Origin of the sequence: Rhodococcus sp. T7, from assembly GCF_009872365.1 — a bacterium.
Classification (GTDB): domain Bacteria; phylum Actinomycetota; class Actinomycetes; order Mycobacteriales; family Mycobacteriaceae; genus Rhodococcus_F.
This window is the reverse complement of the sequence record NZ_WXYH01000220.1, coordinates 51310-66495: the sequence shown is the minus strand read 5'-3', so window position 1 is coordinate 66495 and position 15186 is coordinate 51310. Positions and strand designations below refer to the sequence as shown.

Genomic DNA, 15186 nt, shown 5'->3' with positions numbered 1-15186 from the left:
GTTAGCAGAACTATTATGAAGATCGAGAGGCTGACCGTGGACGACACGACCCAGATGACCTCGGAGCGTCCGGCGCTGGACGGCGTGCGAGTGCTCGACGCGAGCCGGGGCGTGGCGGGCCCGCTGGCCGGGATGGCGCTCGGCGACTACGGCGCCGAGGTCATCCGGCTCGACGATCCCTCGGACGCGGACCTGCCCGGGGCCGTGGCCTGGCATCGCAACAAGACGATCGTCCCGCGTGAGCGAGGCTCGGCCCTGGTTGCGGACGCCGACCTGGTGCTCACCACCGACGCCCGCACGGCGGCCGCACTGGGCCTCGACCTGGACGACGAGCCTCCGACCGGCCTGGTCCACCTGCACCTGCCGTTGTGGCACGACGAGCAGGACGGACTCGACCCCTACACCCGCGACCGGATGGTCTCCGCCGACTTCGGCGCAGCACGGCGGCAGACCTCGTTCAGCGGCGGGCCGGTCGACGAGGTCTACCCCTTCCTGTCCTCCATGCAGGGCGCCTGGGGCGCCACCTGTGGCATCGCCGCGCTGGTCGAGAAGATCCGCACCGGCCGCGGCCAGCGGGTGGTGGTGGACCCGCTGCACGGCTCGATGGTCACCACGATCACCACCATGCTGGTCAGCCCCACCGAGCCGCTCCCGGCGACCACCGTCGGCCCCGGCGGCCCCAACCCGACGTTCGGGACCTACCGCTGCGCCGACGGCGAGTGGCTTTTCCTGGGCGCGCTGGGCTCGAAGTTCCAGGACATCGCGTTCGAGCACCTCGGCACCCCCGGCATCATCGTCGACCCGCGGATCGACGGTGTGCGCGAGCGGCTCTACGCCCCCCGCAACAGGGACTGGGTGCGCGCGCGACTGGCCGAGGCGTTCGCGCGCCGTACCCGCGCCGCGTGGCTCGAGGAGCTCACCGCCGCCGGGTGCCCGGTCAGTCCCGTGGGCGACCGCGACGACTGGCTCGACCATCCGCAGGTCGCCGCGCTGGGTCAGCGCGTCGAGCTCGGGGACCCGCTCGTCGGCGACGCAGTGACCGGCGGGGTCGGCGCCGAGCTGTCCCGCGGTGGGCTTCGCGAGCACCGGGCGCGGATCTTCGCCGACGACGCCGATTGGGCCGAGCCGCGCGCCGACCTCCCCGCGCCACTGGACGCGCTGCCCACCGGAACCGGTCCCCTGGCCGGCATCAAGGTCGCCGATCTCGGCACGGTGCTGGCCGGGCCGTACGCCGGAATGCTGCTCGCCGCGCTCGGCGCGGACGTGGCGAAGGTGGAGACGGTGACCGGCGACGAGCTGCGGGTGCGTGGCTACGGCATCGCCCGTGGCCAGCGCGGGCTCGGCATAAACCTGCGCGATCCGCAGGGATACGACGCCTTCCTGCGGCTCGTGGCGGCCAGTGACGTCGTGCTCGACAACTACCGACCGGGCGTCCTCGAGCGCCTGCACATCGACCACGCGACGCTCGCCGAGTGCCGGCCCGACATCGTCACCACCTCGATCACGGGGTACGGCGCCGACGGTCCGCTCGGCAGTCAGCCCGGTTACGACCCGGTGGTCCAGGCGCTGACCGGGATCATGAAGGCCCAGGGCGGCAGCGCCGAGCCGGTCTTCTCCACGCTGGCGATCAACGACGTGACGGTCGCGTGCCTGGCCGCGCTCGGCACCTGCGCGGCGCTCTATCAGCGTGCCGCCGGCCGCGGCGGGCAGCACGTCACCTCTTCGCTGGCCGTCGCCGCCACGTTCATGCAGAGCGGTGAGCTGGTCCGCTACGCCGGCAGGCCGCCCGCCGAGACCGGTGGCCGGGACTTCCCCGGGCCCGGACCGCTGTCCCGGTTCTACCCGTGCGCGGACGGCTGGGTCAGGGTGCACCTGCACTCGGCGGCACAGGCGGTCGACGCAGGGCTGCTGCCGGAGGTCTCCGGCGCCGAGGAGGGTGCGGACGCGCTCGCCGAACTCATCGGGACGGCGATCAGCGCGCTCACCTCGGCCGACGTGGTGGCGGCCGTGACCCGGGCCGGCGGCGCCGCGGTCCGTGCACGTGACTTCCGCGAGGTGGTGAACGACCCCGAGCTGCTGGCCGACGGCCACGTCACCGAGCTGGTCTGGCCGGACGGCAACTCGACCTTCCTTCCCCACCGCCTGGTCACCTTCAGCGGGCATGCGCCGTACCCGGTCATGCGGGCGACCGGTCACGGCGAGTTCAGTCGCGAGCTGCTCGGCGAGGCGGGACTGTCGGGTGCGGAGATCGAGGAGCTGATCGGCGCCGGCGTGGTCGTCGTGGGCGAGCCGATGCACTCGGTCGTGGGCGTGGGCTACCGCTGATCCTCGGCCGCCGACGCGCGACCGTCGCGGCGCCTGGCGGGCACCGCGACGGTCGCCGTACCGGGCGCGAGTACGGTGCCCGCCTCGTCCTCGATCCACAGTGCGAGGTCGACCACGCGGTCCCCTGCCTCCTCGCGCACCTCGGTGACCCGGGCCTTGACGTCGAAGAGCGCGCCGCGCAGCGTCGGTCCGCGGAACTGCAGGGCCAGCGCGACCACCCGAGCCCCGGGCTGCCACTCGCGCAACATCCGGTGGGCGTAGGACCACTGCAACCGGCCCATCGCGATGGCACCGGGGTAGCCGGCCCTGCGACCCTCGTCGTCGTCCATGTGGATCGGCACGAACTCGTCGTTGACGGCCGCGAAGCGGTTCCACTCGGGGTATCCGGTGCGGCGCGGACCGGCTGCGATCACGTCGCCGACCCGCACCTCAATTCTCGCGCTCATCGTGGCTCCTCCGGGTCAGTAGCGAATCGAGGTGTCGTGGCCGAGCTTGACGCGAGCGCCGTCCTGGTTGGTCCACTCCACCTCGGTGACCGTGACCAGCATCGGCCCCATCCGTCCGGCCTTCTCGCGGTAGGAGTGCAGGCGGGTCTCGGAGCGGATCACGTCGCCCGCGCGTATCGGGGCGCCGTAGACGACCTCGCTGCCTCCGTTGATCTGGTGGCGCAGTCCGGGGCCGGCGATGCCGATCGCCTTCTCCAGCCGGTCGGTGTCGCGCTGCAACGGCGCCACCGCGGGCACCATCCGGTCGGCCACGATCCAGGCGAAGGGATTGAACTCCTCGGGCGCCACCAGCAGGCCGCCGCCGGGGACGACGAAGCGCGCCGGCGGCGGATCGGGGTAGTAGACGGCGATCGCCCACCGCCGGATGTCGGAGGCAGCGACGGGGAACGACACCCGCCAGTCGGCCACGGCGCCCAGCGAGGCCCGCATCTGCTCGCTGACCAGGCTCATCGGTCGCGGTGGTCGCGCTGCCCGGCGACCGTGGGGTGGGCGTAGGGGTGCACGACCCTCGTGGCCGGCGGCTGCTCGGCGCGCAGTGCCGCCGTCGCGCGACGGTACGCCTCGACGACGCGGTCCTCCTCCGCGTAGTCGAAGCGGTCGGCCAGCGCATCGGCAGCCCCCTCGACCGGCGGATGCTCGACGTACCAGCGCACCGTCTCGGTCAACGCCACCACGGCCGGCTTCGGCTCGACGTAGCCCAGCAGATCCGCGGCCTTGTGCACGTCGACCAGCAGATGATCGTCGTGGGAGAGCGGGTAGAGACCACGGCCGGGGCCCGCCAGGTCGAAAGGCAGCGAGACGGGGTGCAGCGCACCTCCGGCCGCCGCCGCGCAGATCTCGACCCACTGACGCATCGAGAACTGGTCGCGGTCGCCGATGTTGAAGATCTCACCGGCCGCGGCGTCCGGCCGGTCGACGGCCGCAAGTAGGTAGGCCGCGGCGTTCACCGCGGCACAGCGCATCGTGACGGTAAGTCCGTTGTCGGCCAAAATGATTCGGTCACGGCCGTCGAGGACCCGCCGAGCCACCGACCACTCCCGCGGGTAGACCTGGCGCGGTCCGTAGATCGAGGGATAGCGGAAGATCGAGGCGGAGAAGGCAGCGTGCTCGTGCAAATCGAGCACGTGCTGCTCCGCCGCGCGGATCTTTCGGGAGAACGCCTCGCCGCCGCCCTCCGTCGCGATGTCCTCGGGGCGCGTCGCCCGTCCGACGTCGGCGGCGTCCTCCCGGGCCTGGACCGGCATCCCTTGTGGTGCAAGACGTCCCGGCTCGTGGTAGCCGGCGTAGGCGGGCAACCCACTGACGGCGACCAGGGATCCGCAGTGCCCCGCGACGGAGTCGGCCACCACCCGGAGCCGGCCGTACGCGGCGACCACGACGTCGTACGAGCGCCCGGCGAGCGCCTCGTCCAGCGACTCACGGAAGTGCGGGTCGGCGTGGATGTGCTCGTACGCATCCAGCTCCGGCAGCTCGTGCGTGCCACGGTGCAAGAGGGTGACGGCGTAGCCACGCTCGGCGAGCCCGGCGGCCACGTGCGGGCCGGTCGGACCGCTGCCGCCGACCAGCAGCGCTCGGGGTTGACTCATGCGGCGATCCCTTCGTCGGTCGGCGGCGCCGTTTCGGTCCCTCGGTAGCCGGCTTCAGCCGGCGTGCTCCTGCTTCTTCTTCTCGACGTTGATGCTCGGGTCGATCAGACCCTCGTTCATCGCCTTGATGAGCAGCGCGACGTGCTGGGAGAAGAACCGTGCCAGGCGGAGGCCGTTGGCCATGAACCAGAGCTTCTGGTGGCCGGAGTGGCGCAGCGTCGTCCGGAGTTCGCCGCGGTCGTCGACGTTCCAGACCGTTGCCAGCGCGTCTGCCACCTCGTCCCCGACGATCGGGCGTGCCACCTCGCGCATGTTGCGGAAGCCGGTGCAGAAGACGACCACGTCGGCGGCCTCCTCGGTTCCGTCGCGGTAGACCACGCCGTTCGCGGTGAACCGCTCGATCTCGCCCGGCTGGATCCGGATCTCGCCGTTGATGATCAGCGCGCAGTTGCCCTTGTCGATGTACACCGCACCGCCCCCGCGCGTGGTCAGGTAGGTCTGACCCGCGTCGCCCGGTCCGAGGGTGGTGCGGAAACCCGCCGCCTCCAGACCTGCCAGCATCTCGGCGTCGAGTTCGGCGATCCTGCGGGTCACGACCGGCGCCAGCCCGGTGCTGAGCGCGAGCGGGTTCGCGCTGGCGAGGAGGTCGGCGGTACTCGTCTCCGGACCGTCCTCGCCGTAGTAGGCGCCGAAGAGATTCTTCAGGCCGTGCCGCTGGGAGAAGACCAGAACGGGACTGCGCTGGACCATCGTGACCGAGGCGGCCTCGTGCTCGTAGGCGTCCTGGGCGATGTCGTGCGCGCTCGCGCCGGCTCCGACCACCACGACCTTCTTGCCCCGCAGTGCCTCGCCGCCCAGGTGCGTGCTGGAGTGAACGACGGTTCCGGTGAACTTCTCCATGCCCTCCACCACGGGCTGGTGCGCGATCGTCTCGCGGCCGGTGGCGAAGACCAGGTGCTGCGGGTGGAGGGTGCGCCGCTCGCCGCCGTGGTCGAGCTCGACGGTCCAGTGTCCGTGCGCCTCGTCGTACGTGGCGCTGTGGACGTTCGTGCTGGTCCACAGATCGAGGTCCATCAGGGTGACGTAGGACTCCATCCAGTCGGCGAGCTTCTCCTTCGGCGTGAAGAGCGGCCAGGTGCTCGGATAGGACAGGTAGGGGAACTGGGTTGCCCATTTCGTGTCGTGCAGCAGCAGCCCGTTGTAGCGCAGCCGCCAGTTGTCGCCGGCGCGTGCGTGGCGGTCGACGAGCAGCGTGGAGACGCCGAGCTGTCCCAGCCGGGCGGCCAGGAACAGGCCGGAGTGTCCGGCACCGATGATGAGGACGCTGGGGTCTACGGAGCGGTACTCGCTGCGCTCGGCCCGGACCTCGTCCAGGGATCGGCGGGCGCCCGGCACCGACGGCGAATTGTGCTCGTCCTTGGCGGCGTCGTCGATCGAGACCACCGGCGCGGGGAAGTCGCGCAGCGCCTCGAGGCTGGTGGAAACGACCCAGGACCGCCACGCACCGTCGTCCTCCTGCACCAGGCGGACCACGCCACGGCCGGTCGAGACCCGGGTCTCGAAGTGGTAGATCGCCTCGATGTAGGCCCCGTTGAACGAAACCGGCCAGGACTCGTCGAGCCGGAGACCGCCGAAGCCGGTGTCCTCCAGCGCGCTCGTGAGCGCGTCGACGATGTCGTCGGCGCCGTGCAGTGCGACCAGGTCCCAGCTGAGGGCGTAGATGTCGCGCCACCAGGGGTCGGCGGAGAGCAGCGCACGTACGCCGGTCCGATCGGCACCGGCAAGCGCGCGGTTCATGTCGTCGAGCCACTCCTGCACCACCGTCCGGTGGTCGGGCTCCAGCCCGGTCAGGACCGGTGTGTCGTCGAGCTGGGTCATCGGGTCTCGTCCTTTCCGGCCTGAGCGCGGAACTCCCGCACCGTCTCGGCCGAGGGCAGCGCGATCAGCTCCACCTGGTTGCCGTCCGGGTCCTCGCAGAGGAAGAGCGTCACCGGACCGTAGTTCTTGATGAGGCTGGTGGTGGGCTCGGAGTAGACCTCGTAGCCCATCGCGACCAGCCGGGCGTGGAGGGCGCCGATGTGGTCGGGGTCGACCGGGAAGGACAGCTGGCCCATGCCGATGTCGCCCGGTCGCTTGGGCCGGCCTTCGTCGTTCTCCGGCAGGTTCCACTGCGCGAGCTCGATCTGGCCGACCCGCGAGGCTCCCTGCACGAAGACAGTGGTCGCCTTGGCGTGGGCCGGCAGCCGCATGAGCGACGGCGTCAGGTCGCTGGTTTCCTTCGTCAGGGTCTGGCGCATGCCCAGCCCTTCGACGTAGAACCGCACGGAGGCCTCGAGGTCACGGACGCCGAGCGCGACGTGGTTCAGGCTCCCGACGGCGATCCTGGTGTCCGCCGGGGCGCGATTCTCCTCGGCCGTCGTCACAGCACGAACCCCTCTTCCTTGAAGTCACCGTCACGCCATTGCAGCGCCGACTTGAGCCCGTCGCGGGCCGCCCTGGTCTTGAACTCGCCCGAACCGGGCCGGAAGCCCTGGGCGAGCACGTACCACGGGACCGACGACTGCAGCGCGGACCGGAAGCCCATCGCCTCGTAGGTCTGGTTGAGCGCGATCTTGTTGGCCGAGAGCATCGCCGGGTGCAGCTTGGCCATCGGGCGCAGCTCGCGCATGACCTGTTCGTCGAGCTCCGCGGCCGGGTAACTCTTGGCGATCCAGCCCATCTCCGCGGCACGCTGCCCGGTCACCGAATGACCGCCCAGCTGCATGTACTTCGCCTGCGCCATCGACATCTTCCAGGGGAAGTACTCGATGTCGGGGGTGGACTGCGCCCGGGTGGGCGGGTAGCCCATCACGCAGTCGTCGGCGGCGAAGACGATGTCGCACATCGACATCAGCTCCGAGCCGCCGGCCAGCGCGTAGCCGTGCACCTTGGCGACCACCGGCTTGAGCAGGTCCCAGATGGTCATCCAGTCGCGCAGGCAACTGCGCGGGAACTGTCCGGTCCAGGATTCGAAGAGCTCGGAGTGGTTCCACCCGTCCGGCCGCTCCGGGTTGGCCTGGCCGCCGGCGTAGCTGTTCATGTCGTAGCCGGCGCAGAACGCCTCACCCGCACCCTGGATCAGGATGAGGGTGACCTCGTCGTCGGCCTCGGCGGCCTTGAGTGCCGCCACCACCTCGCGCCGCAGCGCGGGGCTGAGCGCATTGCGCTTCTCCGGCCGGTTGAGGGTGATCGTCGCGATCCGGTCCTCCACGCCGTACAGGATGTTCTCGAACTCCACTAGTTCTCCTCGAATCTGTGCTCATGGCTCTGCCCGGTGTCGGGCTGGAAGGGGGTGGGGCCGTCGGTGGTCACGACGACCCCACGGTCGATCAGGTCCTCGATCCGGTCGGCGGTCACGCCGGCGGCCGCCAGCACGGCGCGGGTGTCGGCGCCCTGCGCTCGTGGTGGGGTGCGCACCGCTCCGGGTGTCCGCGCCAGCCGCACCGGAACGCCGAGCATCCGGACGCCGCCTGCCTCGGTCACCATGCCGTGTTCGGTCAGGTACGGGTCGTCGAGTACGTCCTCGACCGGGCGCACCACGCTCGCCGGCACGCCCTTGGCGATCATTTCGCGTGCGATGTCGGCGCCCGGGTCGAGTCCGGAGACCAGGGCAGCCAGGTCCGCGTTGAGGTCGTGCCGGTTCGCCAGCCTGTCGGCGTTCGTTCGGTAGCGCGGGTCGGTGGCCAGGCCCGGCTCCCCCAGGAAGTCCGCGAGCAACGCGAACTGCCGGTCGGAGCCTGCCGCGACGTACACCTCGCCCGCCGGCGAGTCGAACACCTCGCAGGGGGCGATGTTCGGGTGGCCGCTGCCGAGGCGGCGCGGGGATTCGCCCGTCATGAAGTAGTTCGCCGCGACGGGGTGCAGCAGGCTCACCGCGCCGTCGGCCAGGGTCAGCTCGACGAGCTGGCCACGGCCGGACGCGGTGCGTTCGTGGAGCGCCAGCAGCACGCCGGAAACGGCGAGCAGGCCGGCGGTGAGATCGGTGATCGGCATCGGCACCCGCATCGGGCCGCCGTCGGGCTCGCCGTTGAGGTGCATGATCCCGGTGTGCGCCTGGATCACCGCGTCGTATCCGGGCAGACCGGCCATCGGGCCGTCGGTCCCGAACGCGGTGATCCGGCAGTAGACCAACCGGGGAAACCGCTCCAGGAGCGCTGCCGCGTCCAGTCCCCAGCGATCCATCACGCCGGGCTTGAAGTTCTCCACCAGAACGTCGGCGCCCTCGAGCAGCCGCAGCACGAGCGCGCGGCCGTCGGGCGCCGAGAGATCGGCGCTCAGGTGCTGCTTGTTGCGGTTGAGCCCCACGTAGTAGGAACTCACGCCGTCGGGACGCGCCGGCCCCCACGTGCGGGTCAGGTCACCGGCGACGGGCTCGACCTTGACCACCTCCGCACCGTGGTCGGCCAGCATCTGGGTGCAGTACGGGCCCGCAAGGACGCGCGAGAGGTCGATGACCCGCACGCCGTCCAGGGCCCCGGTCACTCCGCTGCCCTCAGCACTTCGGCGGCGTCGGGTGCCCCGGGCATCCGGCGCTTGCGCATCTGGATCCGCCAGCGGCCGGCCTCGCGCCGGAACGCCCACTCGTTGATCGAGGCGCTGAGCAGCTTCAGGGTGGGGCCGTCCTGGTGAAAGATGAACGAGTAGCCGTTGGCCGCGGCGTCGTCACCGGTCACCTTGATCGCCAGGTTGTTGCCCTGCACATGCATGCTGCGGCCGTAGAAGCCGTTGTCGTGGGCGGCGGTCCGCACCGAGAGGAACTCGCGCATCGCGGCGAGCCCCTCCCACCGGACCACCTCGTAGGGATCTTCCCCGCGTCCGGCGGAGACGTCCATGACGCAGTCGTCGGTGAAGAGCGCGAAGTACTCCTCGTCGAGCGGAGCATCGGCGTAATAGCCGTATCGGGCGAGCAGCTCACGGATCTCCCGCTCGTCCTCGAGCTCGCGCAGCCGAGCCTCCAGCACTGCCAGCCGGTCCTCCACGGTGCATCATCCCTTCAAGTCGCCCCCGCACGCACTGTACATCACAGCATCATACTTACGCGACATCATTGCAACACGCTTGCGGAAGTCCCGCAGCGTCTCAGCAGCAGCCGTCGGCCGCGACGCCCACGCGCTCGTCGAACTGCAGGATCGTGCCGTCGGGGTCCTTGACGAACATCGCCCGCATCGGCTGGTCGGCGCTCTCGCCGTATCCGACTCCGGTGGTGTCCTTGACCGAGATCGGCTCGTAGCCGGCCGAGCGCAGCCGCGTCGCCAGCGCCGGGATGTCGTCGACCCAGAACCCGATGTGGTGAATGCCGATCTGGCCCAGGTGGAGCGGCGAATTTCCGGCCAGTTCCTCGGACTGCGAGATCGCCAGGAAGAGCCGGTCGCCGTATCCCTCCCCGTCGTTGCCGCCGAACCTCAGCATCACCTCACGACGCCGGGTCGAGCCCACCTCGGGCCCGTAGAGCGAGTCCGCCGGTGGCTCGTTGGTCGCGTCGCGGATCACCGTCATCCCGAGCGCGTCGCGGTAGAACGCCAACGAGCGTTCAAGGTCGCTGACCCCGATGGCGATGTGGGAGGAGAGCTTCATGAGGGTTCCCTTTCGACAAGTGACGTGGATAACATGATCACCATAGACTCATCACTTAGCCGGCCGGGCGCCTCAGCGCGACCGCCCGTCCCAGGAGGACCCTTGACTGCCACGCTGCCCGATCTCGGCACCGCGGAGACCGGGCGCACGCTCGGGATCATCGACTGCGACGTCCACCCGCTCAAGATTCGCGAGCACCAGCAGCGCGGTGCCGGCGTCCTCTCGTACCTGCCACAGCGTTGGCAGCGGCATGTCGCCGAGGTGGGTGTCGCCCGCGGCGGCTGGGCCGGTGGCGACCGGCCACGGCCGCGGGAGTACGGCCAGCGCTGGGACACCGAGCCTCCCGGCGGTGGCGCGCCGGGGAGCGACCCGCTCTTCGCCGCCGAACAGCTGCTCGACACCTACCAGATCAGCGCAGGCCTGCTCAACGACCTGGGCGCCTTCTCTTCCGCGGGAATGAAGGGGCAGCCGACCGGCTTCTCGGCGGCGTACTGCCGGGCGCTCAACGAGCACCGGTGCGACAACTGGCTGGCCCGGGACCCGCGCTGGTACGCCTCGATCAACCTGCCCTACGAGCTGCCTGAGCTGGCCGTGCGGGAGATCGAGTTCTGGAAGGAGCAGGACCGGCAGTACGGAGACCGGATGAAGCAGATCATGCTCGCGCCGGACAACCTGCGCCCGCCGGGCCACCCGTCGTACTGGCCGATCTACGAGGCCTGCGAGCACTACGGGCTGCCGGTGACCTTCCACGTGATGACCGGAAACCGGGTCACCCCGTCGGGCTCGCCGAGCTACTACTACGAGGAGCACTGCGACTACGCGGCGTTCAACTTCCCGATGGTGGCCAGCTTCATCTTCGAGGGCGTTTTCGACCGCTTCCCGAATCTCGCGATCGTCCTGGTGGAGCTCGGCTGGTCGTGGGCGCTGCCGCTGTCGTGGCGCCTGGACGCCGTGGCCCGCACGATGGGCGGCGAGGTCGCGCACCTGGCCAAGGCGCCCTCGGAGTATCTCCGCGACCACTTCTACTTCACCACCCAGCCGATGGAGGAGCCGGAGGACCACGCCCACCTCGACGAGCTCTACGACGCATTCCTGGCCTCGGGCCTGGGCGAGAAGCTGATGTACTCCTCGGACTACCCGCACTGGGACTTCGACGAGCCGGCGGCGCTGCCGCGCAACCTGAGTGTCGAGCGCCGGGCGGCCGTCCTGGGCGGCGTGGCCGGCGAGCTGTACGGCATTCCGCTGCTTCCCGGCCGGGGCCTCGCGGTCTGACCTCGGCACAACTCTGTTCCTGCAATCTATTTGTAGTAATTCTACTAACATGGACATAGCTGGATAGCGGGCCTAGGCTGCCCTCGGTGCCGCACCGCGGGTGGTGAGGCCGGATGGAACGCGAGGAGAAGCGTGACAGTAAAGGTGAACGGTCGAAGGAGAACAGCGCGGGTCGCCGGCGCTCTGGCGGCACTGGCGACGGTGACACTCGCCGGCTGCGGCGCCGACAACACGTCGGGCTCCGAGCAGACGGCCGGCGGCGGCGACAGCCCGGCGGCCGCCCTGAGCGGGACCCCGATCGAGATCGGATACGCCGCCTCGATGTCGGGGGCGCAGGCCAGCAACGGACTCGGCGGCAAGGCCGTCGCCCACGCATGGCAGGAGTACACCAACGCGCACGGCGGCATCCTCGGTCATCCCGTCGAGATCACGGTGACGGACACCAAGAACACCGTGCCGGGCGCGACGTCGGTCGTGAAGGGCTTCATGGGCGACTCCGACGTCGACGCCGTCTTCATGACCGATCTGGTCGCCGAGTCGGCGATGACGGACACATTCAGCAATACCGATGTCGCGGTCATCAGCGCGAACGGCGCCACGAACGTGCCGTGGACCACCGTGCCGGGGCTCTTCCAGGACGTGTCCGGTGCCGAGTACGCGGCGCGGGTGTTCGCCGACGTCGCGAAGGCCGCAGGCACCGAGAAGCTCGGGTGGGCGGTCTGCTCCGAGGTGGCGAACTGTCAGGAGAACAGCAACAAGGGCTCGGCCTACGCCGAGACGCTCGGCGTCGCCCCGGTCGGCACCCAGCTGATCTCCGCGAGCGCCTCCGACTACACCGCCCCCTGCCTGTCGTTCGCAGGCAAGGGCACCGACGGCATCGCGATGTACGCCGGCTACACGACCGGCACCCGCTTCGCCACGGACTGCCTCCGGCAGGGGTACTCCGGCACCTTCCTGACCGCGAACTCCGGGTTCGACCAGAGCGCCTTCGGCAAGGTCAGCGGCTTCAAGTCCTACGGCAGCACCGAGGGCTTCCCCTGGTGGGCCGACGATCCCGCCGTGGCGACGTACCGCGACGCGATGGCGAAGTACTCCCCCGACGGTGCCTGGCAGTCCGGCAACGCGACGGCGATCTGGTCGTCCTTCGAGCTCCTGAAGAAGGCCCTCGACGACGCGAAGCCCGCGACGATCGACCGCGCCACGGTGATGGACGCGATGTACCAGGTGAAGGACGAGACGCTCGGCGGCCTCCTCGCCCAGCCGGTCACCTACGCCAAGGGCGAGCCCTCGCGGCCCGTCGAGTGCAGCTGGTTCCTGAAGTTCGACGCCGGCGACGACGAGCCGACGAGCATCGAGCCCGCGAAGTCCGGCAACGGCGCGACCGGAGACCTGGCGAGCACCTGCGGGAACAGCGTCGGCAGCTGACGCTCGACGAAATATCTACGGCGCGCGACGAATCCGGCGCGGCTGACCAGATCTGATCACCTCGATCGTTCGGGCCAGTCGCGCCGGGGTGGTGTAGGACTCGATCGAGCCACTCGACCAGTAGCCGGGAGTGTCGGTGACGTTCACCACCGGGTTCTCGCCCACGGCGACCGCTCCCGATCCGATCAGGTCGTCCAGCAGGCGACCGGCGCCCAGCTCCTCCAGTACGTCGACGGTGTCCAGGCCGGGTCGCCGGGCGGTCAGGAACGGACGCGCCGAGTCCTCGAATGCCCCGAAGACCGGATGCCCGATCCCGAACGCGCGCCCGATGCCCGGATGGTCGACGACAGCCAGCAGCCCGCGCCGAAGCGCGATCGGGTCCTCGACGAGGTCGATCACCGGCACGTAGCGATGCGCGCCGATCCCGGCGGCGCGCAGCTCGGCCACCGCCTCGGCGACGCTGCGCGCAGCGAAGCGTGGCACCAGCCACGCGCCGAGTTGTCCGTCCGGCACCGCGACCGAATCCTCGAGCCCGTCGACCTGTGCGAGCAGGTCCCGCCCGTCCGACCCTGCGGCCAGGTAGAACCAGCCGTCTCGGGCACGGTAGAGCCGGTCCAGCGCATGGCGGCCCGTGGCCTCGGGCCCACTCGGCTCGTCCCACGACCTGCCGTCGTACCCGATCGCGAACGGCAGCTGATGCAGCGTGGCGGTCCGCGACAGCGACGCGTTGACCTGCTGCCCCGCACCGGTGCGCAGCCGGTCCAGGAGCGCGAGCATGATGCCGAAGGCGTTCAGGTGCCCGGCCGCATGGTCGTTGACCACGACGCCGAGCATCCGCGGTGGGCCCTCACCACCGGCGCGGACGCCCATGCCGGTCACCATCTGCGCGAGCGGCTCGTGACCCCGGTAGTCGGCCCGGGAGCCGCCGTGGGAGTGCAGCGACATCGTGGAGTAGATCGCGGCCGGATTCAGTTCGCGAACCCGCTCGGCGCCGAGACCGAGCCGTTCGGCCGCGGCCGGCGTGAAGTTGTGATGGACGATGTCCATCGCGCCGATCAGATCCGGCAGCAGTCCCTGGATCCTCTCGTCCTTCAGGTCGAGAAACGCCATCCGCTTGCCACTACTGACCGTGCGATGGCCGTTGAAGGCGGACCGGTCGTCGGTCAGCGGGTCGGCGCGGCTCGCGGTCACCGCCGGACTGTCGACCTTGAGCACGTCGGCGCCGTACTGCGCCAGCACACGCGTACTCGTCGGTCCGGCGAGCAGACTGGCGCAGTCGAGCACCCGAACACCGTCCAGGGCGAGGTCGTGACGCAACCGCCTGTCGCTCGACCAGGAGAACCCCTCCCCGATCCAGTCGATGTCCGCCTCCGGGCCGGCGCCGTCGGGCCGCGCGGAACGGCCCCGGCACAGCTGGGGCCGACTCTCCGAGAGCAGCACCGGGAATCCCGGCTGGACCGTCGCACCGAGCACGGGGTCGGCGACCTCGATGACCGACCGACTGGCGCGCGCATGGTCGTCGGCGAGCCACGCCCGGGTGCTCTGGCACAGCCCGAAGGCACCCTGGAGCTCTTCCTGGCAGATGCGTTCCCAGTCCCGGCCGGACCGGGTGCCGATCAGCTCCACCAGGTCCCGCACCATCTGCTCGCAGGTGGAGTCGTCGAGATCGACGAGCCGGTACTGCGGAAGGAACCGGTCGAGGAACCGCTGCAGGCCGCGCAGCGGCGTGTCGAAGTAGAGGTGGGTCCCGTCGGCCGCCCGCGCGGTCTGGAGCATCCGGTGCAGGCGCGCGTAGATCGGGTTGTCGGTCTTGCGGGAGACGGGGACCTCGGCGTAGGAGCCCACCGCCTGGAAGGCCGCCTCGTAGAGCGAGACCTCGATCCACGCACCCCGGCCGGTGGAGGCGCGGGTGAGCAGTGCGCCGGCCACCCGATGCGACGCCATGAAGGCCGCGAAGGTCGAAGCCATCGGGAGCGCGCTGAAGACGGGGTCACCGTCGACCTCACCGTGCCGCGCCGGGTACAGGCCGGTCGCCGCGGCGAGCAGGCCGTCCCAGCCGGGCAGCTCGGCCCGAGGATCGTCGCGGGGGAAGCCCGGGAGCGAGCACCACACCAGCTGCGGTGCGCGCTCGCGGATGGCCGCCGGGTCCAGGCCCAGTCGCTTCAGGACCCCGGGGCGGAAGTTGTCGACCACGACGTCGGCGGACTCGGCCAGCGCTGCCGCACGGGCGACGGCCGCCGGGTCGTGGAGATCGAGGTGGAGCTGCCGTTTGTTGCGATACAGCGCAGCGTTCGCCGGCGAGTCCCACCGCGGGCCGTCCGGAGGGTCGATGTGGATCACGTCGGCGCCGTTGTCGCCGAGGAACATCGCCAGCATGGGACCGGCCAGGTAATGGCCGAGATCCAGGACGCGCAACCCGCTCAGTGCACCGGTTGTCATCGGGCCACGCCCTCTATATA

General features: G+C 70.5%; 13 protein-coding genes. 3 read left to right on the top strand and 10 right to left on the bottom strand.

Features of this window, described 5'->3' with window-relative positions; genetic code table 11:
- The first annotated feature begins 15 nt into the window (after positions 1-15).
- Positions 16-2325 carry a CaiB/BaiF CoA-transferase family protein gene (locus MLGJGCBP_RS20240; protein WP_160097729.1) on the top strand — a complete coding sequence of 770 codons (2310 nt, stop codon included), beginning with the start codon at positions 16-18 and terminating at the stop codon, positions 2323-2325.
- Here MLGJGCBP_RS20240 and MLGJGCBP_RS20235 read toward each other — a convergent pair.
- From MLGJGCBP_RS20235 to MLGJGCBP_RS20195, 9 genes are all read right to left on the bottom strand, one after another.
- The gene (locus tag MLGJGCBP_RS20235) at positions 2316-2771 is read right to left on the bottom strand and encodes a MaoC family dehydratase (RefSeq protein ID WP_160097728.1); all 456 of its coding nucleotides are present in this window, start codon (positions 2769-2771) and stop codon (positions 2316-2318) included. The two genes, MLGJGCBP_RS20240 and MLGJGCBP_RS20235, sit on opposite strands and share 10 nt — an antisense overlap.
- 15 nt (positions 2772-2786) lie before the next feature.
- Positions 2787-3281, bottom strand: coding sequence for an FAS1-like dehydratase domain-containing protein (locus MLGJGCBP_RS20230; RefSeq protein ID WP_236581219.1), 495 nt, complete (start codon positions 3279-3281; stop codon positions 2787-2789).
- The gene (locus MLGJGCBP_RS20225; protein WP_160097727.1) at positions 3278-4417 is read right to left on the bottom strand and encodes an NAD-dependent epimerase/dehydratase family protein; all 1140 of its coding nucleotides are present in this window, start codon (positions 4415-4417) and stop codon (positions 3278-3280) included. The genes MLGJGCBP_RS20230 and MLGJGCBP_RS20225 overlap by 4 nt, the downstream gene beginning before the upstream one ends.
- Positions 4418-4471: 54 nt before the next feature.
- Complete coding sequence (locus MLGJGCBP_RS20220; RefSeq protein WP_160097726.1) at positions 4472-6295, bottom strand: NAD(P)/FAD-dependent oxidoreductase; 1824 nt, start codon at positions 6293-6295, stop codon at positions 4472-4474.
- Positions 6292-6840 carry a VOC family protein gene (locus MLGJGCBP_RS20215; protein ID WP_160097725.1) on the bottom strand — a complete coding sequence of 183 codons (549 nt, stop codon included), beginning with the start codon at positions 6838-6840 and terminating at the stop codon, positions 6292-6294. Before MLGJGCBP_RS20215 ends, MLGJGCBP_RS20220 begins: the two co-directional genes overlap by 4 nt.
- Positions 6837-7694 carry an enoyl-CoA hydratase-related protein gene (locus tag MLGJGCBP_RS20210; protein WP_201453142.1) on the bottom strand — a complete coding sequence of 286 codons (858 nt, stop codon included), beginning with the start codon at positions 7692-7694 and terminating at the stop codon, positions 6837-6839. The genes MLGJGCBP_RS20215 and MLGJGCBP_RS20210 overlap by 4 nt, the downstream gene beginning before the upstream one ends.
- Positions 7694-8938, bottom strand: a complete 1245-nt coding sequence (locus MLGJGCBP_RS20205; RefSeq protein ID WP_160097724.1) for a CaiB/BaiF CoA transferase family protein — start codon at positions 8936-8938, stop codon at positions 7694-7696. The genes MLGJGCBP_RS20210 and MLGJGCBP_RS20205 overlap by 1 nt, the downstream gene beginning before the upstream one ends.
- Positions 8935-9435 carry a nuclear transport factor 2 family protein gene (locus MLGJGCBP_RS20200; RefSeq protein ID WP_160097723.1) on the bottom strand — a complete coding sequence of 167 codons (501 nt, stop codon included), beginning with the start codon at positions 9433-9435 and terminating at the stop codon, positions 8935-8937. Before MLGJGCBP_RS20200 ends, MLGJGCBP_RS20205 begins: the two co-directional genes overlap by 4 nt.
- A 100-nt stretch (positions 9436-9535) precedes the next feature.
- The gene (locus MLGJGCBP_RS20195) at positions 9536-10030 is read right to left on the bottom strand and encodes a VOC family protein (RefSeq protein WP_160097722.1); all 495 of its coding nucleotides are present in this window, start codon (positions 10028-10030) and stop codon (positions 9536-9538) included.
- Positions 10031-10132: 102 nt separating this feature from the next.
- On the opposite strand from MLGJGCBP_RS20195, the gene MLGJGCBP_RS20190 reads away from it, so the two are divergent.
- On the top strand, positions 10133-11302 hold the full coding sequence (locus MLGJGCBP_RS20190) for an amidohydrolase family protein (protein WP_160097721.1): 1170 nt from the start codon (positions 10133-10135) through the stop codon (positions 11300-11302).
- A gap of 132 nt (positions 11303-11434) precedes the next feature.
- Entirely contained in the window at positions 11435-12727 is a 1293-nt protein-coding gene (locus tag MLGJGCBP_RS20185) for an ABC transporter substrate-binding protein (RefSeq protein ID WP_143543060.1), read from the top strand.
- A gap of 15 nt (positions 12728-12742) precedes the next feature.
- On the opposite strand, the gene MLGJGCBP_RS20180 is transcribed toward MLGJGCBP_RS20185, so the two are convergent.
- Entirely contained in the window at positions 12743-15166 is a 2424-nt protein-coding gene (locus tag MLGJGCBP_RS20180) for a CoA transferase (RefSeq protein WP_160097720.1), read from the bottom strand.
- Positions 15167-15186: the final 20 nt, after the last annotated feature.

Bases quoted from the DNA above. Each gene is read 5' to 3' on its own strand.
- MLGJGCBP_RS20240 (WP_160097729.1), top strand. From the start codon at position 16: ATGAAGATCGAGAGGCTGACCGTGGACGACACGACCCAGATGACCTCG.
- MLGJGCBP_RS20235 (WP_160097728.1), bottom strand. From the start codon at position 2,771: ATGAGCGCGAGAATTGAGGTGCGGGTCGGCGACGTGATCGCAGCCGGT.
- MLGJGCBP_RS20230 (WP_236581219.1), bottom strand. From the start codon at position 3,281: ATGAGCCTGGTCAGCGAGCAGATGCGGGCCTCGCTGGGCGCCGTGGCC.
- MLGJGCBP_RS20225 (WP_160097727.1), bottom strand. From the start codon at position 4,417: ATGAGTCAACCCCGAGCGCTGCTGGTCGGCGGCAGCGGTCCGACCGGC.
- MLGJGCBP_RS20220 (WP_160097726.1), bottom strand. From the start codon at position 6,295: ATGACCCAGCTCGACGACACACCGGTCCTGACCGGGCTGGAGCCCGAC.
- MLGJGCBP_RS20195 (WP_160097722.1), bottom strand. From the start codon at position 10,030: ATGAAGCTCTCCTCCCACATCGCCATCGGGGTCAGCGACCTTGAACGC.
- MLGJGCBP_RS20180 (WP_160097720.1), bottom strand. From the start codon at position 15,166: ATGACAACCGGTGCACTGAGCGGGTTGCGCGTCCTGGATCTCGGCCAT.